The organism is Syntrophaceae bacterium, from assembly GCA_013177825.1.
Taxonomy (GTDB): domain Bacteria; phylum Desulfobacterota; class Syntrophia; order Syntrophales; family PHBD01; genus PHBD01.
Window position 1 is genome coordinate 105,349 of sequence record JABLXX010000010.1, and the last position, 20,811, is coordinate 126,159.

Sequence of the window (20,811 nt, forward strand, 5' to 3'; positions counted from 1 at the left end):
GCGGCAGGCCGTTTTACAATGAGAGGAGCATGTCGTCCCGGGCGGCGAGGGTCTCCGCGAAGATGCGACGGGCCGCGGCTTCCGACTCATCCCGTTCCCGGAAGGTCGGATATGTCCAGGCTTCGAAGTGGACCAGAACCAGCCTGCGGGCTCCTGCCTCCAGTGCGATCCGGGCCGCCGTTTCCGGATTCAGGTGGGGCCAGTCCTCGTTTCCCTGCCCGCTCCGGTAGGCGCATTCGGCGATGAGGAGGTCGGCGCCGCGGGCCAGAGACAGGGCGTTTTCGCAGTAACCGGTATCGGGGCAATAGGCCACGGTCAACCCCTCCGCCTCGATGCGGAACCCCAGCGTAATTCCGGTGTGTCGCAGAGGAAGAGCCAGAAGCGGAAAGGGAATCCGGCCCAGATCGTCCGGCAGTTCCAGGACATCCACCGGATAGGATAAGTCCGCCAGGGGGATGGTGAATGGTGCATTCACGAGGACGTTCAGCGTTTGCCTGGATCCATCAGGGCCTGCAATGATCAGGCCCTTGGGGAAACGGAACTTGGCGAGGGTATGAAGGCCCGCCACGTGATCCAGGTGGAAGTGGCTGAGGAGAAGGACCGTTGAATTTTCCGGTTCCGCGGCCAGGTAGCGGTCGGCCTTCGCGATGCCGTATCCTGCGTCGAGCAGGATCTCCCAGTGGTCCGTGCGGATCAGGGTGCAGATCGTGTTGCCCGTTTCCGTGTCATACCAGCCGTTCGTTCCCAGGAAATGAATGTCCATAGGGTTTCCGGTCACGAATCTCCGAGGATCGCTTTTCGGGCCTCCTGGAGCACTTCGAAGCGGAAGGCCGGGTAACCGGGGATCGTCTGGTTCAGGTATTTGTGCAGGTACTGCGTGTCGAAGAGGATCATCCTTTCATATTCGGCGACTTTCCCGATCGGTTCAAGCTGGCGGTGGACCGCTTCGTGATAGAAGGCTTCGATGCGAACGGCGTAGTCGTCCACCAGCTTCCGGAGCGAAGCCTCGTCCAGGTCCTTCAGCCTGCCGCGGGCCTTCAGATCCTCCACCCAGTGTTCCGCTGTTTCCTTGAACATGTTTCTTCCTCTGATCTCGGGGACGGGTCGGTCAATCCGCATCGGCGGAGCGCTGCGTTCCCTTCTTCCGATCGGCTCCGCCGGCGGTCTCCAGGAAGGGAAGCGGCATCTGCCTCCACAGCAGAAGGCAGCGCCGGCAGCGCGGCCTTTTCAAGGCACGGGCCTGACAGGCCTCGACGGCGATGAAGTACCCGTGACTTTCGCACCAGCGGCTGGTTTCAGAGGTTTGCAGTCGTTCCATGCATGCTCCGCTTCGTCATCCCGGCCCGATCGAGGTTCATTCCTTTATCGGAGACTTTTTTGAGCAACCTATCAGGTAATCACCTTTCCAGGTTGTTCAAAAGGGGTTGGATGCGAGGCGCCCGAAATCCTGAACCGCGAGTCCTACTCCGAGGTACGTCGAGCGGCGAAGGATGAGGGGAACGAAGCAGACGGTCCCTTTTCAACAACCTGTCAGAAAAAAAGCCCCGCTCGGTTCGTTATCTGTTCCAGGCGGGGACTTTCTTTGTGTGATCGCTTCCGCAGTAATGAATGATTACTTCTTGCTTTTGGCGACTGCTTTTTTTGCCGGTGCCTTTGGCGCCGCTGCCGCTTTTTTTGCGGCGGGTTTTTTTGCGGCAGGCTTGGCAGCGGGCTTGGCGGCGGCCTTCTTGGCTACGGCCTTCTTCGCGGCGGGTGCAGCTTTGGCAGCGGCGGCCTTGGCGGCGGGCTTCGGCGCCGCTTTTTTCGCGACGACGGCCTTTGCCTTGTTCATGGGTTTCCCCTGGCAGCACAGAATCTCTCCCACGCCGGTTCTGCCAAACTCATCCACCACAACGACCAAGCCGCAAACTTCGCAACGGAATTTATCTCCCTTTTTTGCCTTTGCCATGCTTTATCCCTCCTTCATGGATATGCAGTTGCTTGTCCTGACAGGGTATCCGCGATCACTGGTATTTTCTATACGGAAAACGGTGAGTTTTTCAAGATGTTTTCGACTCCAGACACTGATGAATCATCGCTCTGATTTCAGCGGGCCTCTCCATGGGAACCAGATGTCCGGCTCCTTCGACGAGGCGATAGGAGCCGCGGGGGAAGCGGCCGGCGGCTTTTTTCAAATCGATGAAGGTGCGATTGTCGCTCTTCTCACCCTCGATCACGAGAACGGGACAGGACACCTTTTCCAGGAACGGCCAGGGATTCAGGCGATTTCCTCCCATGAACAGCGCCGCCTCCCGCCGGGGAGAACAGGCCAGCTGAAGGCCGCCCGCGTCGCTTTCCAGAAAGCCGTACCGTATGTAAAGGTCCAGCATTTCCTCGTCCCAGGCCTCGAAGATTTTTCTGGAACGAAGATATTCCTTTGCCTCCGCCGCGTCGTGCCAGCCGTTCCTGCGCTTGATGGATTTGGAGGCCAGCGGGTGGTCTTCCACCCGCATGTTCATCCTGTAAATCTCGTCGGGAAGGAAGATCGGCTCGATCAGGACCAGCCCCCGGGGGGCGATTTCGAACATGGCGGCGGCGATGGTTATGATGGTGGCGCCCATGGAGTGGCCGATCAGGTACGGCCTGTCCAGGCCAAGCTGCCTTGAGAAGGCTGCCAGGTCCTCCGCCAGGGTTTCCCAGGGGAGCCCCCCTTCGTCGGGATCCGCCGGGCGATGGTCACAGAAATAAGGTGCCAGAACGCGGCAGGCCGGAGTCAGTTCCCGGGCGATGGGGTGCCACAGCCAGGGAAGGAAGCCTGTGGCGTGGAGCATGATCACGTCGGGCCCATTTCCTTCGTAGAAGAGATAATCAAGCCCAGCACCCCCGACGGTTTCCCTGCGGACCTCCGGGAAGGGGCCGCGGACTTCTCTTCCTGTCATGACGCGCTTACCCAGGTGACGATTTCCCCCAGCTCCGCCCGTTCCCGGGGGAACCGGTTCAGTGGCGAATCATCGTCGGGCCAGCCGAGGGCCGCGCCCATGACGATCCGCTGCTCCTCCCGCACGGGGAGGAGTTTGCGGATCAGGTCCGGATAGCCGACAGAACAGGCCAGGATGCAGCTTCCCAGGCCCCGGTCCCTGGCCAGGAGGCAGATCGTCTGGAGAAGCAGGCCACAGTCCAGCATGGCGTATCCCTCCGGCAGGCTGCGGTCGGTGCACAGGATCAGAAGAGCCGGGGCGTCGAAGAGGGAGAACATGCGCAGGGCATAATCGAGCCGCGCCTGCTTGTCCTCCCTCGGGATGGACTGGGCCTCCAGGACGCTCCGGCCGGTGCCCGTATAGCGACTCTTCAGAGTCTCCGGCCACTCTTGGGGCATCGGTGCCTCCGAGGCCATGGGAACGCCCTTGAGAAGGCTCTCCCGGTTCCCGGACCGGAAGGCCTCGAGAGCCTCGCCGGTGACGACAAAGATCTCCCAGGGCTGGGTGTTTCCCCAGGATGGGGCGTAGCGGGCATCCTGCAGGATTTCCTCGATCAGCTCCCGGGGGACCGCTTCCCTGCGAAACTGGCGGATACTCCGTCTTTCCCGGACGGCGGTGCGAAGTTCCATTGCGGCGCTATCTCCTCCTATTTTGCTTTCTGATTTTTCAGGGTGATGAAGAAGTTGCTTTCTCCACGGCGAAAGAGGAACAGCAGCGAGTCTTCCTCCTTCACGCCCGCAGTTGCCTGCAGATAATCCTTCATCGACCGGATCTCCGTCCGGTTCACCCGGAGAATAATGTCCTGCGGCTGAATTCCCGCTTCCTCGGCAGGGCTCCCCTCCGCCACCCGGGTCACCACGACGCCGGTCTTATCGGCCATTCCAAAGTGGCGCGCCATTTCCGGGGTGATCTCCTGGACGGTCATTCCGAACCGCTCGGTGCCCTTGCCGATGCGGGCGATTTCCCGGGCATCCTTGCGCTCACCGACCGTCGCTTCGACGGTTCTTTCCCGGCCGTCCCGGATGATCTTGAGGGCCACCCTCCGGCCCACCTGGAGGGTTGCCACGAGACGCAGGAGATCATGGGTGTTGCGGACGGCCTTTCCGCCGACCTCGACGATCAAATCGCCCGTCTTGATGCCCGCCCGGTCCGCCGGCTCGCCCGGGAAGACGTCTCCCACCAGGGCCCCCTGCTTCCCGGTGATTTTCAGGCTGGCGGCCATCTCATCCGTCAGGTCCTGAACGGAGACGCCGAGCCAGCCGCGGGTGACCTTGCCCTTCGTCTTCAGGTCGTTGTAGATTTCCTTCGCCATGTTGACGGGGACGGCAAAGCCGATTCCCTGCCCCTGGGCGACAATGGCCGTATTGATCCCCACGACTTCGCCCTTCAGGTTGAACAGCGGGCCGCCGGAGTTGCCCGGATTGATGGAGGCGTCCGTCTGGATGAATTCGTCGTAGGGACCCGCTCCGATGGAGCGCGCCTTGGCACTGACAATCCCCGCCGTCACGGTCTGTTCGAGTCCGAAGGGATTTCCGATGGCGAGGACCCAGTCACCGACCCTGAGCTTGTCGGAATCACCCAGGAGGGCCGTCGGCAGGTCACCATTCGGCTTGATCTTGATGAGGGCGATGTCCGTGTTGGCGTCCCGGCCAACGATCTCCGCCGGGTATTCCTTCCCGCCGGCCAGTTTTACCAGGATCTTGTCCGCTCCGGCGATTACGTGGTTGTTGGTGAAGATGTAGCCGTCCCGGGAGATGATGAATCCCGAGCCGAGTCCCCGCTGGCGGTATTCCCGGTTCGGCTGGTCGCCGAAGAAACGCCGGTAGAAGTCATTGCCGAAGGGGTTCTGGGGCATGGCGCCGAACGGGCCGGTGCCGCCGCTTTTCACGGTTTTCGTTGTGCTGATGTTGACCACGGCCGGGCTGAGCCGTTCCGCCAGATCGGCGAAACCGCCGGACACAGCCCCGGCCGGCGCAGAAGCCGCGTCGACCGTTGCGGCAGGAATGCCGGGGGCGAAGAGAATCGCTCCGGCCAGGAACAGGCAGCACAGGAAATTTCTTTTGGTACGCATGTCAAGCCTCCCTGGGGTTTTGATTTTCTTCCGCGGCCGGTGCGGCCGCGACGGCTTCCATCCATATCATATTCCGTTCCGGATCCCAAAAAAAACAGCCCCCGCGGGGGATCGAGCCGATCCATTCCCCGCGGAGGCTTTGTTCCGGATTGCCGATTATCCCGCTGTCTGCGGGAAGATCATACTTATGCGGTTCCCTTCTTCGGTCCTGCCAGTATCCGTCTCCGGACCCGCCTCCGGCGGATCTACACGCCTCAAGAGCCCCCGTAACCGACGCTGATCTTTTCCCCGTCCACGATCACCGGAACCTTGCGGGTTCCTCCGGTCAGCGCCAGCATTTCACGGAGCGCCTGAGGATCGGATCTCACGTCCATGTAGACCGCCCGGTTTCCGAAGGCCTCCCTGGCCCGGTCCGTGTACGGTCAACCCGCCTTGCCGAAGATGCGCACGGGCTGTCCGGCCATCGTTCCGCTCCTTCCTCCGTCAGTACTCGGAAAGGTGGGAAAGCCCCCGCTCGCCCACGAGGATGATCCGCGTGTGATTGAGCCGCGATGCCAGGACCTTGCCGATGGATTTCATGACTTTGAAGCCCATCGTACAGTCCTCTTCCATCAACTCCCGGAGCTTCGGCGCGTCGATGGCGATAAAGTCCGATTCGTCGATGCATAGGGCTCCCAGGGTATAGATGAACGGGTTCACCACGGCAGACCAGCCCATGGACTCTCCCTTGGTGATGATGTCCAGCGTTACCTGGAGCGGCGGCTTGTGGGGCCCCACGTAGCTGTCCAGGACCAGGATGATCTTGCCCTTGGTTACGAGAAAGAGGTGTGCCGCGGGATCGCCTTTCTTGTACATCTGGGCTCCCGCCGGGTAGGCCTGTTCTTCTGCGATCGTTGTAAGTTTTTCCAGTTCCGCATCGGTGAACTCTGAGAAGAAATCAAACTGTTTCAACTGGCCGGCTGAAATCATCGCATGGTCCTCCTTTCGCTGGATTCGATTCAATCATAGCAATGTTTTTTTTCGAAAGCCATCCCTTTCATGGGACCGTCCCGTCCGTCCGCCGGTATTGTCGTTTCATGGTCGATGTGTTAAAAGCGGTCACTGTCCCCGGGGATGCACCCGCGGCCGGTCGAGCCCCCACGGAGCAGCCCATGTCCCCGATGAATCTCTGGATGGTCTGGATCGTCCTTCTGACGTCCGTTTCCGCCCCCACCGACCCGATTCAGGACATCCGGCGTCTGAAACAGGATCACGGCGTCTATCTGGAAGCCGTTTCCGCAGATGCCGCCCTCCTCTTGGCGGAGGAGCAGCATCTTCAGGATCGGCAATACAATGCCCGCTTCTTTTCGCCGTGGCACCGCACGAGCCCCCGTTATGCGCGGGAAGATGTGGAGGAGGAATTCCACGAGGGATTCGGGAAAACCGGGTTCGGGGAGAACAGACGGCCCCACGACCCGGCCTGGATTCGCCGGGTATGCGCCAATGCACAACTGGAGGCCTATCCCAATTCGGGCCGGCGGGCCATCACCCTTGTCAATGCCAACATGCGGACCGTTCCCACGCAGAAACCCCATTTCCGCTCCTGTGGTCCCGATGCCTGCGACTATCCGTTCGACCGGTTCCAGCAGACCCTGGTCGCCGCCAATACGCCCCTGTGGGTATCCCATATGAGCGCCGACGGCGCCTGGCTCCTGGCGGAGACGGGATTCACCTACGGCTGGATTCCCGCCCGGGAGGCCGCCTGGGTGGACGACGCGTTCGTGCAGCGGTGGGAATCGGGGCGCTACGCGGCCGTGCTGCAAGACGAGACCCCTTTCTATTCCGTCAACGGCCGCTTCCTCTTCAATACGTCCCTGGGCATGATGTTCCCGGAGGAGGGACCGGTCGGCGGTCCGCATCTCGTCCTGGCGGCCGTCGCAGACGAGGAGGGTCGGGCCGTGATCCGGCAGGTTGTGCTTCCGGAGGAGGCGGCCGCGGCCAAGCCCCTGCCTCTGACCCGGAGGAACCTGGCCCGGGTGGCCAACGTTCTGGTGGGACAGCCCTACGGATGGGGCGGGATGTACGAAAACCGGGACTGCTCCGCCATGATCCGGGACCTCTTCGCCCCTTTCGGGATCTGGCTCCCCCGAAACTCGAAGGACCAGGCCCGGGAGGGGGGACGCTGGGTCGACCTGTCCATGCTCAAGCCGGTCGAGAAGGAGCGGGTGATCCGGCGGGACGGCATACCCTATCTGACACTTCTGTACACGAAAGGACACATCATGCTCTATATGGGGGTACACGAAGACGACGTGCTGGTCTTTCACAACTTCTGGAGCGTCCGTACGAAGGGAAAAGCTGGATTGCAGAGAAAGCGGATCGTCGGCCGGGCGGCCGTCACCACGCTCAGGCCCGGTGGAAATCGCTATGGCAAAGGGAAATACGGATACCTGAGGGGGCTCCTCGGCATGACATTCCTGACGGATCCGGCATCGATCCCGAAGGCGCAGGAGGAACGATGAGACGCCCCTCACCTTCCCGAAGAAAAAAATTGCCAGTGCCCTCGCCGTCTAGAGCGGATGATCCGGGCATCATCAAATACCGCCTTGTCATCGAATACGACGGAACGGGCTACCGGGGCTGGCAGATCCAGGAGAATGCACGGACGGTCCAGGGAACCCTGATCGCGGCGGCCCGGGAACTTTTCGGAGGACCCGTGGAAATCCAGGGGTCCGGACGGACCGATGCCGGCGTCCATGCCCTCGGGCAGGCGGCCCACCTGGTCGTTCCCCGAAAGATATCCCCGGACCGGCTTCGGCAGGGGCTCAACGATCTCCTGCCGTCAGGGATCTGCGTCCTCCGTGCGGAAGAGGCGGACCCGCGCTTCCATGCGCGAAGAGACGCTGTTTCCAGGAGCTATCTCTATGTCCTCTCCCGGGAGCGGACCGCCTTCGGCAAACGATATGTCTGGTGGGTCCGGGACCGTCTGGATACGCGGGCGATGCAGTCCGCTGCCCAGGTTTTCGAGGGCTTCCACGATTTTTCCTCCTTCGCCGACCGCCGGATGGACGGGAAGACGTCCTCCCGGGTCAAGGTCGAGAGCGTGGAGCTTTGGGAACAGGGCGACCTGATCCTGTTCCGGGTACGGGGTTCCCACTTTCTCTGGAAGATGGTGCGGCGCATGGTGGGAACCCTGGTGGAGGTGGGCCGGGGAAACCTGAGCGAGGCGGACCTGGGAAGGATGCTGGAGGAACGGTCGGATCTTCCGGCGCGGTTGACGGCCCCGCCGTCTGGCCTTTTCCTGGAGGAAGTCCTTTACGAAGGGGAGCGTGCTGTCCGGGAGGGGGAGCCGTCCCCGCTGCTTCCGGTCACGCTGAAGACCCTTTCCCGCGGGACGCAGAGCCGGTCGCGACGCGCGCCGGGGAAAGCCCGGTAATTCAAGGCAGGAAGGGGCGCAGGCGTACCGGACTCCGGCCGGCTCCTTTCCGGCGGCCATGGCGAACGGAGGTGTCCCATGGGATCCATTCTGGCGGACGGCGTGGTGCTCCTCCACGGGGCCTTCATCCTGTTCGCCGTCTTCGGCGGTCTCCTTGCCCTGAAGCGGCCGTGGTGGCGATGGATCCACCTGCCGGCCGTCGCCTGGGCGGCCCTGGTGGAGTGGGCCGGCTGGCCCTGCCCCCTGACGTTCCTGGAGGATTTCCTCCGGGGGACAGGGACGGGGCCGCCCCCGCCGGACTTCATCGACCGGGTTGTCGGCGGGCTGATCTATCCGTCCGGTCTGACCCGGCGGCATCAGATCCTGCTGGGGTTTGCCGTGGTGGGGGCCAATCTTGCCGTATACGGGTGGGTGGCCTGGAGAAGAAGGAAACGGTGAAGGTTTGCTCAGCCCGAACTCCTGTGCCGGCCGGGCGTGTGGACCGCAGCCCGGCTGGCGGGACGGCGATCCCCGAAGGCGGTCCGGTTTCCGGGGATCGGCCTCCGGAATCCGTCAACCGCCTTCCCATCCCTTGAAACCGCTCAGGGTTGCCGACGCCCGCCCCGGGTGATAGTAGATCTCGTAGGACTCCTTCGCGCCGGAGAGGATCTCGATCCGCTGCCGGATCTCCGTCCGGATCGCCGAATTCACCCAGTTGTTCCAGTCCTCCAGGCTCTGCCAGGTGCTGATGACGAGGAATTCGTCCGGCGTGTCGATGCGCTGCAGGGTTTCCCCGGTGATGTAACCGGTCTGTACCGTGGCCCTGGAGCGGAGTTCCTTGATCAGGTTTATGATTTCGTCCCGCGTTGCCGGGGGCAATTTCCGCTTGATGAGAACTTTCAGGGACATGGCCGGCCTCCTTTTGCCTGCCCCGGTCCCGGGGTGTCCTTCCGGATTCCGGATCCGAAGCGTAACGGGGGTGTCTTGTCCCTGACGCGCCGCCGTCCCGATGCCATCCGCCGCAGGCGGACCGGGACGGGAGCCGTCAGCTCTTTCTGCTGGTCTTGGCGGTGAAGAGGGAGATCATCTGCTTGACCTTCCTGCCCTTGCACTTGGGGCAGGCGACCTTGGTCTTCCCGTGTTCCGAGATCCTCATGATCAGGGTGAACTTTTTCCCGCAGTTCTGACATTGATAATCGTATGTCGGCATGCCTCAACCTCCTTTCCGCCGCCTTTTCCCCTGGAGACCGAAACCGAAATCTCCCCAGTCGATTCCAGTTGGAAAGATTATTTCTTGCTTTTGTCCATGATACTCCATTGGCCGGGTGAAATCAAGAGGGATTCAAGGTTGTTACAAACTGCAGAGGGGGGCCGGGAAGGGCTGTGTGGGGAAGGGGAATCCCATGGTTACCTGCGGGTGCCGTTGCGCCGGCGACACCCGAAAGCCCGGAATGTCTTCCCGTACGGCCCGCCGGCCTGTTTCGGTTTCCTATGTTACAACTGGCATAATGGCTTGAAGTAAAAAAAGAAAATTGGCTTTACCGACCCTGTCCGGCATGATAAATTCACATATCTTTACAAACGGGCTCGCTTGTTTCGGGTGCTCCCTCTGCTCATCTCCTGATGACCCGTTTCACATACGGGCTCTGCGTCTCGGGAGAAAAGGAAGCATCCGAAGGCCGGCGGCGCGGTCTCAGCGGCAATTCTGCCAATCAAATCCCGGGTCCGGCGGACTCCGCGGACGCGGCGTGTCCGGGCTGTGTTTTAAAGAAAGAATACGACAAAGGAGGTAGTGTGCATATGAGGAAGCAAAGCGTCTTCGTCCGTGGAACCCTGCTCCTGGCGTTCCTGGTAATCCCTGCGCTGATGGGCGGCTGCGTCTACACCGGCGGATCGGCCATGGACACCCACAAGAAGGGCATGAGTTCCATTACGGAAGAGGAGTACTTCGTTACCAAGAAACCCGTGGACAAGGCGTTCATTGGAGCGGCCTGGTCCCGGCAGTTCGGTCCCATCGAGGACCCGGCGACGGAGAACATTCGCACCAAAAAGGAACGCTCCTTGAGCGGAATCCAGCAGGATTTCGCCTATAACCTGGGCATCGGACTGGGCGGACAGCTCGCAGCCGGCCCGCAGGCCGAGGTCGGGGCCGGGGGAGGCAGCGCCGAGCGGGCCAAGCTGTCGGGCCTGGAGATCATCTCACCCGTGACGCTGGCCGACATTCCCTTCGAACCGAAACTGGCCTATGTGACGGAGGCCCTCCGGCTTGCCAACTTCCGGATCAGCGACGAGAAAAGCAACAAGGCGGGAATCAACGTAGGCGCCGGGACGGTGGTCGGCAGCGGCACAGCTACGGCGGAAGTCGGAACGGGGGCGCGCCGGGGTACGGAAGGCGACGGCCTCGTGGTTGCCTACAAGCTCCATATGATCGACCCGAAGAGTTTCGTGAAGCAGGATTCCGGAAGTGTTCCCCTCGTCCTGGACGGCGTCGTCGATTTCCCCAAGGCCCACATGCTGGCGAAGACACGCCTTCAGTTGATCGATCCGGGAGCCGGCCGCTCCCTGCCCCGGAATATTCTGTGGGCCTGTCCGAGGGCCGACGCCAAGAGCCGCGACATGGTGGCAGCCTGGATCGTGGAGCTGAGATCCACGGATCCGAAACGGCGAACCATGAACGTCGCCTTCCCGGCCTGGCCGGCCATTGAAGAGTGCCAGAACTACACAGGCGTCATTCACTCCTTTATCGATCCCCTGACGGACAAGATCAACCGGCAGAAAATCAGCATCATGCTGGTTGATGCGGAAGTCACGGACAACCTGAAGCCGAAAAAGTGGGAGGCCCGTGTTTCCCTTATCGACGAGGCGTTCAACATCAAGATGGTCAAGCCGGCGGATCTGGAGACGCCGCGGCAGTCTTCCGGGCAGACCAACTAATTCCGACATCCAAGGAGTGAAACCATGAAGCGACACCCCTCGTTACGGTTGATCCTGTGGGTCCTGGCGGTGCTGGTCCTTACCGGCTTCGAGGCCTGGGCCAAGAAGCCGGAGGTGATCCGGCACGACGCTCAGTACCTGGACCGCCAGGTCTCCCTGAGCATCGAATGGCAGTCCTCCGAGCCGGTCGTTTCGATCCGCGTGGCCGCCGGAAAGGAAGTCAAGGAAGTGAAGGTAGACGCTTATGACAACAAGAGGAACCCGCAAGGCTATTCCGGGGAGGTTTGCGTCGCCCTCCAGGCGGATCCTCTTATCAACCAGGAATCGGTTCCCTACACCATCCAGCTCGTCGACGATGTCGGACAGAGAAGCACCCTGGTGACGGGCAAGGTGGCCGTCCCCTCCACTTTCGGCAGGCCTTACGGGGATGATTCCTGGGGACGGGACCGGGTGGCCGGCGCGGGAATGCCCGCGGCCCAGCAACCCGACATGATCGACAAGCTCCGTCAGGTAGCCCAGGTCCTCGATGCGCCGCCGTTCCTCGACGATGTCGTCGTGACCAATCCCAACACGGGGATCGTCACGTTCGCTTCGAAGGCAACGGACAACCTGGGACTGCGGGAGATCAACTTCCGCATCTTCGATGCTACGAACAAGCAGGTCGATACCCAGCAGATCTCCGCCACGGGAAAACTCTGGCAGGGAACCTCCCGGGACTTCAACCTGCCTCCGGGGAACTACAAGGTGATCGGCCAGGCCATCGACTCCGGCGGCAGCACGTCCTCGGAGCGGACCGCCTTCTTCACGATCGGGACGCCCAAGCCTGCAGGCCCCCAACCTCCGCAGCCACCCGTGGACGTAGCCACGGCTCTGACGGTGACGATCCTTCCCGCCGATGTCCTGACGAAAGGCGCCCAGTGGCAGATCCCCGGCGGCGCCTGGCTGAACAGTACCGACAGCGTCAAGACGGGCCTCAAGACGGGCTGGTATGACGTGACATTCAAGGATGTGACCGGCTGGAAGAAACCCGAAACCCTTAAGGTAAGCGTGGAAACCGGAAAGACAGCCACGGCGACGGGCACTTACGTCCTCGACACGAGCTTCTCCAAGACCTGGACCACCAATGCCGACTTCGAATCCGGTACGCTGGTGGGCCTGGAAGACAAAACCATTCCCGACCAGCTCCAGCTCAGCAAGAGCATCTCCACCCTTCCCTTCATCTGGGTACCCAATTCCAACGAGGGGACCATCTCCAAGGTCGATTCCAAGACAGGCACCGAACTGGGTCGCTACCGGACAGGCCCCGGGACCAACGGGAGCCCCTCCCGCACCACCGTGGACCTGAAGGGCAACTGCTGGGTCGGGAACCGCAACACGGGAACCGTCGTCAAGGTCGGCCTCAACGAAAACGGCCAGTGTGTGGACCGTAACAAGAACGGCACGATCGAGACCTCCACGGGCGCCACGCCCCTGGCCTGGGGTGCGGATGAGTGCGTCCTCCACGAGGTCGTCGTGATCACCGGCAGCGAGGGAACGTACAATCCCGGCGAGTACAAGGGCAGCTACAGCAGCGCTCCCGGTCCCAGGGGCATCGGGATCGACGCGAACAACAACCTCTGGGCCGGAACCTACGGCACACACAAGTACTACAACGTGGACGGCGCGACCGGAAAAATTCTGAAGACGTATGACGTCCCGGGCCACAATCCCTACGGCGCCGTCGTTGATCCCCGCGGCATTGTCTGGTCCGCCGACCTGGCGAACAGCTACGTCGGGCGGCTCGATCCGGCCACCGGTGCATTCAGCAAAATCCAGACAGGCCAAACCTACGGCATGGGCATGGACAAGAACAACCATCTGTTCATAGCCGGCTGGTGCTCCAACACCCTGACCCGGGTCAACACGACCACCGGCGCGATCGAGTGGAAGAAGCCGACGGGCGACAGCTGCTCCCGCGGTGTCGCCCTGACCAGCGACGGCGACGTCTGGGTGGCCAACTCAAGTTCCAACAATGTCTCCCGCTGGTCCAACGACGGCGTGAAGAAAACCACCATCGGTGGATTCAGCCATCCCACGGGAGTGGCCACGGACGCCGACGGCAAGGTATGGGTCGTCGATTACGGCGATGCCTTCATCAAGCGGATCGACCCGGCGACGAACCGGGTGGATCTCGAGAAGTCGGTGGCCGGTCCCCACTATGGATACAGCGACATGACGGGCATCGTAGCCCGTTCCGTCACCACCATGATCGGCACCTGGACGGCCGCTTACGACGCCAAGTCCGATGCGGCCAAATGGAAGGCCGTCGCCTGGACGAGCACCGAGCCGGCCGGAACGTCCCTGAAGGTGAAGGTCCGCAGTTCCAAGGATGGGAAGGCCTGGTCGACTTGGGAGGACGCCGCGAAGGGCGTGGATCTCAAGGCCACACCGGCGGGCCGATACCTCCAGGTGGAGGCGACGCTCCAGATCCAGTCGGGAACGGCGTCGCCGGTCCTGAGCGACCTGACCGTACAGGGGATGTAACGCGAACAAAGGATTGATCGTCCGGTCCCGGCGGCCGGTGCCGCCGGGGCTGGACTTCTCCGGAACGAGACGATAAGGAGGAGGTACAATGAAACGATTCTTCTATCCGGGACTGATGCTGGTGTTCCTGCTGGCCGCCGGTCCGGCCCTGGCCCAGGGGCTTTCCGCCGGCACGTATGTCATGAACAGCGGGGGCATGCAGGTGACGATGGAGGTCAATGCCCTGCCCGACGGAAAGTACTTCATTAATGCCAATGGGAGCGGAGGCGGGAAAAACTGCCGCATCGGGGACCTGGGGGAACTGCGGGGCGGAAGCCTCGTCCTTGGTGTCTGCGAAATGGGAATCCGTATCGGCGGGGATGGCTTTGATCTCCAGGACTCCAGGGGATGCGCCCAATGCGATCAGGGAGCTTCCGTGTCCGGGCATTACGTGAAGAAATAACCGAACATTCTGAAGAAGCGGAGGTGGTCGATTCATGAAAAAGATCCTGTCAGCCTTCTGTCTGTCTTTCCTGGTTGCCCTGTTCCTCATTCCGGCGGACCTTGTTGCCCAGGACTCCGGAAGAGGGGAAATCAACTGGGTGCAGGGATATATCAGCGCGACCGGACATGGCGCTTCCACTCGAGGGAGCTTGGCCCAGTCCCGGCCCCTGGCGAGGCGTGCCGCTGTCAGTGACGCCCAGCGCAACCTGCTGGAGATCGTGAAGGGAGTAAAGATCGACTCGTCCACTACGGTCGAGAATTTTGTCGTATCCTCTGATGTCATCCGGGCTCATGTGAACGGGGTGGTCAAGGGCGCCCATGTCGTCAAGGGGTCGGAGAAATACGAACCCCAACCAGACGGATCGCTTCTCGCATCGCTGGAGATGAGGATCTGCATTACGGGAAACTGCGGGGCCTCCCGCTCCTCCCTGGTTCAGGCCTTGGGGGTCGATCGGATCAAGCCGCCGGCATACGTGCCGCCACCGGCACCGCCTCTTCCTATTCCACCACCACCTTCTGCCGTGTCGCCGGCACCGCCGGCATCGGCTCCCCCGCCGAAACCTGCCTATACCTGTGACCTGACGAAGTCCGTAACGGGTCTGGTCATCAATCTCGAAGGACTTCCCTTCGAACGGGTGCTGCTTCCGGTGGTCGTCGTGGAGGACGGGCAGACCGGCCTGTTCACCGTTTATTCAGCCAAAAACGTGAAACCGGCGGTGGTCCGCACCTTCGGCGTCGTCCGTTATGCCGACTCGGTGGATCATGCCCTGAAGGGAAATCCGCAGATCGGCGCCAATGTCCTGGTTGTTCCAGCATCGGCGATTACGAAGGAAAACATGATCGTCATCAAGAGCAATGATCGTCGCGTTATCTTCGAGACGACCTGCCACGGCAACGACTATCTGGCGGATGCCAAGGTCGTGATTGCCAACCAGTGATATTTTCGGGTTATGGATGGAGGGGCCCCCGTCGGGAGCCCCTCCGTTTTGCCTGCAATCCCAAACGGATCGACACCTTTTTCCCTTCCAAATTCCCTGTCCGACACAATATATTGTGGTATAAATCCCTACTAGCCCTTCTAATAGTATTTTTGCTTTACAAGCGGGATGGCATTTGTTAGATTCCGCCCACCGGGAATCCTCCCGGACAGCGGAATTGTTATGAGACTTCAACGACTTGAAATAACGGGCTTTAAATCTTTCCGGGATCGGGTGGTCCTCGATTTCTCGGCGGGGATCAGCGGCGTCGTCGGACCCAACGGCTGCGGCAAAAGCAACGTCGTCGACGCCGTCCGGTGGGTCATGGGCGAGCAGCGGGTGAAGGCCCTCCGGGGCCGGAAGATGGACGACGTGATCTTCAACGGGAGCGAGGAGTCCGCCCCGGTGGGCCTGGCGGAAGTCACCATGGTTCTGGCCGACGACGGCCGCAGCTTTCCCGAGCCCTACGAGGCCATGAGCGAGGTGAGCATCACCCGGCGGATCGTCCGTGACGGCGACAGCGAATATCTCATCAACAAGGTTCCCTGCCGCCTCCTGGATGTCCGCGAGTTCTTCCTGGGCACCGGGGTCGGCGTCCGGGGCTATTCCATGGTGGAGCAGGGGAGCGTCTCGAGCCTCGTGGAAGCCAGGCCGGAGGAGCGGCGGCAGTTCATCGAGGAGGCGGCGGGCATCTCCAAATTCAAGAGCCGCAAAGAGTCGGCCATCCGGAAGATGGAGTCGACCCGTCAGAACCTGACCCGAATGAACGACATCATCCGGGAGGTGAAGACGCAGCTGAATGCCATCTCCCGGCAGGCAAGACGGGCCGAGCAGTACAAGGCCCTGCGGAAGGAGATCCGGGAGGGCGAAATTGTCCAGATGCTGCAGGCCTATGCGGATCTGACGGCCCGGAACACGACACTGGAGGAGGCCCGAAGCGCCGCCCGGGAGAAGGAGGAAGATCTCCGGGGAAAGCTCGGCGTTTCGGAGGCGGCCTGGGAAGCAGCCAAGACGGAGGCCGTGGCCCGGGAAGGGGACCTGAACCGCCTGCAGGAGGCCCTCTACGAGCTTCGGAACGTCATCTCGTCCAGGGAGCAGTCCGTTGCCTTCCAGCGCCAGCAGACGGAGGAGCTGACCCGGCAGCGGGAGCGGGAGACCGAAGAGATCGGACAGCTTTCCTGCCGGGTGGAGGAGTTCCGGCGCGAAACCGGTGCGGGAGAGGTCCTCGAACAGGAACTGTCGGACGAGATTCTCCATGCTGAGGCTGACCTGCGGGATCTCCAGGAAGCGCTGGAGGAATACCGTCAGCAGGATCGGTCGGCCCACCGCGAACTGGAGGAAAGGAAAGTCCAGTTCATAGAGCTGATCAAGGAAAAGACGACCGCCAGGAATCGGCTGACGGCCCTGCAGAAGAGCCGCGAAGACCTGGAGCGCCGGGAGGCCCGGGACAGCCGGGAACTGGAGGAGCAGACGCGGCGTAGGGAACAGCTCCGGGATACCCTGGCGGGCCTTGCCGCCGGACTGGCCGAGGACGAGGGGAATCTGGACGACCTGATCATCCGGCGGGGGGATGCCTCCGACGAGATGAAGCGCGCCCGCCGGGAATTGGAGGAGACGGACGAACTCATCACGGAGCGCAAAGAGGAACTGGGGCGTCGTTCTTCCCGGCTCCAGTCGCTGCGGGAGTTTTACGAGGGATACGAGTGGTGCGGCGAGGGAACCCGCGTCCTTTTGGGGGGAAGGCAGGAAAAGGCGCCGGATGGTCTTCCCCGGGAGTCCTTCCTCGGCCTCGTGGCGGATTACATCGATGTGCCCCGGGACTATGAAGCGGCGGTGGAGGCCGTGCTGGGCGAGAAGCTTCAGTACATCCTCGTGAAGAACCAGTTCGACGGCGTCAAGGCCATCGATTACCTCAAGAGCGGCGCATTCGGACGGTGCAGCTTCGTCCCCGTCGAGATCCGCAACTATGTCGACGGCGGCGGTGCGACCCCGGTCCATCTCCAGGAGACCGTGCGGCTCCTCGACGTCGTCCAGGTCCGCGACGACTTCCACGATGTGGCTTCCTGCCTGCTGGGAGACGTCCGGGTCATCGCCGACCTGTACCGGGGCGTGAACCTGTGGAGGCAAAACGGCTTCCGGGGAACCTTTGTCACCCGGGACGGGGATCTCATCAGCCCCCACGGGGTCGTGACGGGGGGCGTCGCCTCGGGCGGGGAGCGGAGTCCCCTGCGGAACAAGCGGGAGATGGCGGAGCTGGAGGCGGAGGTTCAGTCCCTGGAAGATGCAATCTCCGATGCGATGGACCGGAAGAGGGAATTCACATCGCTGATCGCCCAGTGGGAAGAGGAACTCGTCCGGCTGCGGGGCGAGGTTCACCGGATGGAGATCCAGATCAACAGCCGGCGGAAGGACCTGGAACGGTATGAGGACGAGTCCCGGCGCATCGATCAGCGGCTCCGGGTCCTGGGTTTCGAGCGGGAGCGCCTCCAGGCGGAGGAGCAGGAACTCGCCCGGCAGATGCAGGAAATGCAGGCCGAGGTCGTTTCTTGGGAAGCCCGAGAAAAGTCCATGAGCGACGAGATGGCGGGCATCCAGAGCCGGTGGGACGGGATCCGGGCCGACCTCGAGGAGCGGGAAACCCTCCTGACGAACCGGAAGGTCGCCATGGCGTCCCTCCAGCAGCGCCGGGAGGCCAACGAGCGGACGCTGGAGCGGCTGCATCGCTCCCTCGATCAGACCGTCCGGGATCTCGAGGCCCGGCAGGCGGGCGTCGAGACGGCCGCCCGAAAGCTGGCGGAGCATGCCGCCCGGATCGAGGAAGACACGGCTTCCCTGACCGCGTCCTATCAGGAAATGGAGACCCTGGAAGCGGATCTCGGCGGCCGGCGGGAAGTCCATCGCAGGCATGAAGAGGACCTGCGCGCCCTGGAGGAAGCCATGCGGGTTCTCAAGGGGCAGCTCGAGGAGGCGGCGCGGGGGACAGGCGACTGCGAGCTGGCATGCCGCGAGATCGCCTTCCAGATGGAATCCCTCAAGCAGAACCTGCAGGCCCGGGACCAGGACGAAGTGGCTCGCCTGCTCGAATCGTTCCGGCCGCTGGAAGAGGAAGCCCTCCGGGAACTGCAGGAGAAAATGGAGAGGAACCGCCGGACCCTGGAAGGGTTCGGAGAGGTGAACCTGCTGGCCGACGAGGAGTATGCCCAGCTGAAGGAGCGATTTGACTTCCTGACCGCCCAGGCGGAGGATCTCCAGAAGTCGCTGGACATCCTCCAGCAGACCATCACCCGGATCAACCGCATTTCCAGGCAGCGGTTCGCCGAGACCTTCGAGGCAGTGAATGCCTGCTTCCGCTCCGTTTTCTCCCGTCTCTTCCCCGGCGGCCGGGGGGAGCTCCGCCTCACCGACGAGACGGACATGCTCGAGACGGGGGTGGACATCGACATCCAGGTCCCGGGCAAGCGGACCCAGAACATCACCCTCCTCTCGGGCGGGGAGAAGTCGCTCGCCGCCATCGGGCTGATCTTCGCCATCATCCTGCATCGGCCTTCCCCCTTCGTGATCCTCGACGAAGTGGACGCCGCACTCGACGACGCCAACATCTCCCTCTTCAACCGCCTGGTCCAGGAGATCGCCGCCTCGTCGCAGATCATCATGGTGACTCACAACAAGCGGAGCATGGAAGTGGCCGGTAGCCTCTACGGCGTAACCATGCAGAAGCAGGGGATATCGACCGTCGTCTCCGTGAATCTCCAGTAGGCTGCTGAAAAGGGGTCATCTGCTGCGTTCCCCTTGTCATTCGCCATTCGACGTACCAAGGGGTACGCCTTCATGGCTCATGACTGCGGGAGCCTTGCATCCAACCCCTTTTGAGCAGCCTTAGTAAGCGGAACGAGTAGGCTGCTGAAAAGAAGCCGTCTGCTTCGCTTCTCTCATCCTTCGCCGATCAGCATATTGTATACCGTATTCTAACGTGTACAGAAGTTACGTCCTGACAATTCACGTTATTCTTACCCGTGCATCGAGCAGTTTGAGTAACGTTTCCCTGGAATCCCACCTCCGCCCTGGGGCGACAACCATCCCAGGCAAACACTGGTCAAATCCAGTTTTGCAAGGTTCTTCCCATCCCGCCGGCACCTAATCCTGCTTAAGCAATAAAACCGTAATTTCAAGACATTGCATTCCACCCGGACATCGTTTATTCCGCCTTCTATCATGCGAGGGCCGGTTTCCGTTCGTTTGGTCCGCGCCTGATCAACTTGCCCTCACAGCCATCGCATTTTCCAGCAGCACAAAAAGGCTTCCGCAGGCCTGTCCTGCAAAATTTCCGAGAGGAGACGATTGCCGAAATGGGGATTACCGGGATGAAGCGTTGCCTGTCGATTTTTGCGTGGATGTCCGTATTGCTGCTTTTCGCGTCTTCCGCCTGGGGCGCCTGCAGCGGGGAGCGGATCGGATACGAAACGCAGCAGATGCTGGTCGGGGCCTCGCAGGCACTGACGGTCGTCGGGGCCAGGCCGGATGCGGTGTACCGCTGGAGGGTCGCCTCGGGCGGCGGGACCCTCTCGTCGACGACAGGGACATCCGTCGTGTACACGGCTCCCTCCTCGAATCCAAACTGCGAGAACAATCCGGCGATCAGCCTCTCGGCGGACGGCGCCGTCTGCAATACCTTGCAGATCGCCGTATCCGCACTCCAGATCGACGGAGGGGCCTTTTTTGAAGCACGGACCTTTTCCAAAACAGCATGCACGCACTCGATCTACAAACGCCCATACAACTGTTATGGTTCTTCTTCACCGGAATGGTCGGCGTGCGACGGCTGCGACTGCAATCCGGGATGGCCGACGGCCTGCAACTGCAACGGGGCTTTTTTTTGTACGGCTGATCGTGTCTACGCCCGCTGCACTGCAAACTCCGCCTGCGGTTCCTGGAACGGGGTGACGATTGCCTGTAGTGGGTATACGGACATCCGGACGGCCGCCCAGAAAGCGAAAGGCTGCTGCCCCGCGGCGCTCCTGCCGGCGGAGCCTCCGCCCCCGGCCTGTGACGTGGCCGTAACCTCCTTCGGCGGGACCTCGACCGCCGTCGACGTCCAGAACGGGGGGCGGGTGGTCTTTTCCGGGACGGTCGCCTCATCGGATCCTGTCTCCTGGACGGTGACCGTGGCGGGGAAGAAGATCGGGGAGGGGAGCGGCCTCACCGTGTCGGTCCCCTGGGACGGTCGGCTGGACGGACAGGTCGCGGAGATCGGCAAGACCCATCCGGTGAAGCTCGTGGCGGTGACGGCCGACGGCCGGTGCAGCGCCGAGGGGGAGACGGCCGCCACCGTCACCGCCTCGGAGAAGGACTGCAAGCTCCAGGTCAACATCGGCTCCTCGGCGCATGTCGCCTCAGGGGGACTCTCCGATTCCCTGACCCTCTTCCGGCTCCCGGGCTCCCGGATGATGCCGGACTTCACGCTCTCCTACAACG

Annotated in this window: 20 protein-coding genes; 9 read left to right on the top strand and 11 right to left on the bottom strand. The window is 62.1% G+C overall.

Going from position 1 to position 20,811, the window contains the following annotated elements; translation table 11 throughout:
• Positions 1–13 precede the first annotated feature (13 nt).
• The 9 genes from HPY65_17150 to HPY65_17190 all read right to left on the bottom strand — a co-directional run bounded on the left by HPY65_17150 (position 14) and on the right by HPY65_17190 (position 5,997).
• A complete protein-coding gene (locus HPY65_17150) occupies positions 14–763 on the bottom strand; it encodes an MBL fold metallo-hydrolase (protein ID NPU86208.1) in 750 nt (249 codons plus the stop codon).
• Positions 764–774: 11 nt separating this feature from the next.
• Positions 775–1,077: a hypothetical protein gene (locus HPY65_17155; GenBank protein NPU86209.1), complete on the bottom strand. Its 303-nt coding sequence runs from the start codon at positions 1,075–1,077 to the stop codon at positions 775–777.
• 31 nt (positions 1,078–1,108) lie between these two features.
• Positions 1,109–1,318, bottom strand: coding sequence for a hypothetical protein (locus HPY65_17160; GenBank protein ID NPU86210.1), 210 nt, complete (start codon positions 1,316–1,318; stop codon positions 1,109–1,111).
• Positions 1,319–1,612: 294 nt separating this feature from the next.
• A complete protein-coding gene (locus HPY65_17165) occupies positions 1,613–1,948 on the bottom strand; it encodes a hypothetical protein (GenBank protein NPU86211.1) in 336 nt (111 codons plus the stop codon).
• 91 nt (positions 1,949–2,039) lie between these two features.
• The gene (locus HPY65_17170) at positions 2,040–2,918 is read right to left on the bottom strand and encodes an alpha/beta hydrolase (GenBank protein NPU86212.1); all 879 of its coding nucleotides are present in this window, start codon (positions 2,916–2,918) and stop codon (positions 2,040–2,042) included.
• Positions 2,915–3,586 carry a nitroreductase gene (locus tag HPY65_17175; GenBank protein NPU86213.1) on the bottom strand — a complete coding sequence of 224 codons (672 nt, stop codon included), beginning with the start codon at positions 3,584–3,586 and terminating at the stop codon, positions 2,915–2,917. Before HPY65_17175 ends, HPY65_17170 begins: the two co-directional genes overlap by 4 nt.
• Positions 3,587–3,603: 17 nt before the next feature.
• Positions 3,604–5,028, bottom strand: coding sequence for a DegQ family serine endoprotease (locus tag HPY65_17180; GenBank protein ID NPU86214.1), 1,425 nt, complete (start codon positions 5,026–5,028; stop codon positions 3,604–3,606).
• Between the two features lie 254 nt (positions 5,029–5,282).
• Positions 5,283–5,492 (bottom strand): glutaredoxin family protein, encoded by a 210-nt coding sequence (locus HPY65_17185; protein NPU86215.1) that lies wholly within the window; start codon positions 5,490–5,492, stop codon positions 5,283–5,285.
• Positions 5,493–5,511: 19 nt separating this feature from the next.
• A complete protein-coding gene (locus tag HPY65_17190; protein ID NPU86216.1) occupies positions 5,512–5,997 on the bottom strand; it encodes a cyclic nucleotide-binding domain-containing protein in 486 nt (161 codons plus the stop codon).
• A 182-nt stretch (positions 5,998–6,179) separates the two neighbouring features.
• Between HPY65_17190 and HPY65_17195 the strand changes: the two genes are divergently transcribed.
• The 3 genes from HPY65_17195 to HPY65_17205 all read left to right on the top strand — a co-directional run bounded on the left by HPY65_17195 (position 6,180) and on the right by HPY65_17205 (position 8,881).
• Positions 6,180–7,529, top strand: a complete 1,350-nt coding sequence (locus tag HPY65_17195) for a hydrolase Nlp/P60 (protein NPU86217.1) — start codon at positions 6,180–6,182, stop codon at positions 7,527–7,529.
• Entirely contained in the window at positions 7,526–8,443 is a 918-nt protein-coding gene (truA, locus tag HPY65_17200; GenBank protein ID NPU86218.1) for a tRNA pseudouridine(38-40) synthase TruA, read from the top strand. The genes HPY65_17195 and truA overlap by 4 nt, the downstream gene beginning before the upstream one ends.
• Positions 8,444–8,521: 78 nt before the next feature.
• Complete coding sequence (locus HPY65_17205) at positions 8,522–8,881, top strand: DUF2784 domain-containing protein (protein ID NPU86219.1); 360 nt, start codon at positions 8,522–8,524, stop codon at positions 8,879–8,881.
• Between the two features lie 114 nt (positions 8,882–8,995).
• On the opposite strand, the gene HPY65_17210 is transcribed toward HPY65_17205, so the two are convergent.
• Positions 8,996–9,331 carry an antibiotic biosynthesis monooxygenase gene (locus tag HPY65_17210; protein ID NPU86220.1) on the bottom strand — a complete coding sequence of 112 codons (336 nt, stop codon included), beginning with the start codon at positions 9,329–9,331 and terminating at the stop codon, positions 8,996–8,998.
• Between the two features lie 136 nt (positions 9,332–9,467).
• The gene (locus HPY65_17215; protein NPU86221.1) at positions 9,468–9,632 is read right to left on the bottom strand and encodes a zinc ribbon domain-containing protein; all 165 of its coding nucleotides are present in this window, start codon (positions 9,630–9,632) and stop codon (positions 9,468–9,470) included.
• Positions 9,633–10,222: 590 nt separating this feature from the next.
• Between HPY65_17215 and HPY65_17220 the strand changes: the two genes are divergently transcribed.
• From HPY65_17220 to HPY65_17245, 6 genes are all read left to right on the top strand, one after another.
• Complete coding sequence (locus tag HPY65_17220; GenBank protein NPU86222.1) at positions 10,223–11,356, top strand: hypothetical protein; 1,134 nt, start codon at positions 10,223–10,225, stop codon at positions 11,354–11,356.
• Positions 11,357–11,380: 24 nt separating this feature from the next.
• The gene (locus HPY65_17225) at positions 11,381–13,879 is read left to right on the top strand and encodes a hypothetical protein (protein ID NPU86223.1); all 2,499 of its coding nucleotides are present in this window, start codon (positions 11,381–11,383) and stop codon (positions 13,877–13,879) included.
• An 88-nt stretch (positions 13,880–13,967) separates the two neighbouring features.
• Positions 13,968–14,321, top strand: a complete 354-nt coding sequence (locus HPY65_17230; protein ID NPU86224.1) for a hypothetical protein — start codon at positions 13,968–13,970, stop codon at positions 14,319–14,321.
• A 34-nt stretch (positions 14,322–14,355) separates the two neighbouring features.
• Entirely contained in the window at positions 14,356–15,300 is a 945-nt protein-coding gene (locus HPY65_17235) for a hypothetical protein (protein NPU86225.1), read from the top strand.
• 222 nt (positions 15,301–15,522) lie between these two features.
• Positions 15,523–19,095: a chromosome segregation protein SMC gene (gene smc / locus HPY65_17240; protein ID NPU86226.1), complete on the top strand. Its 3,573-nt coding sequence runs from the start codon at positions 15,523–15,525 to the stop codon at positions 19,093–19,095.
• Between the two features lie 590 nt (positions 19,096–19,685).
• The coding region (locus HPY65_17245) for a hypothetical protein (GenBank protein NPU86227.1) at positions 19,686–20,811 on the top strand (1,126 nt) is incomplete at its 3' end.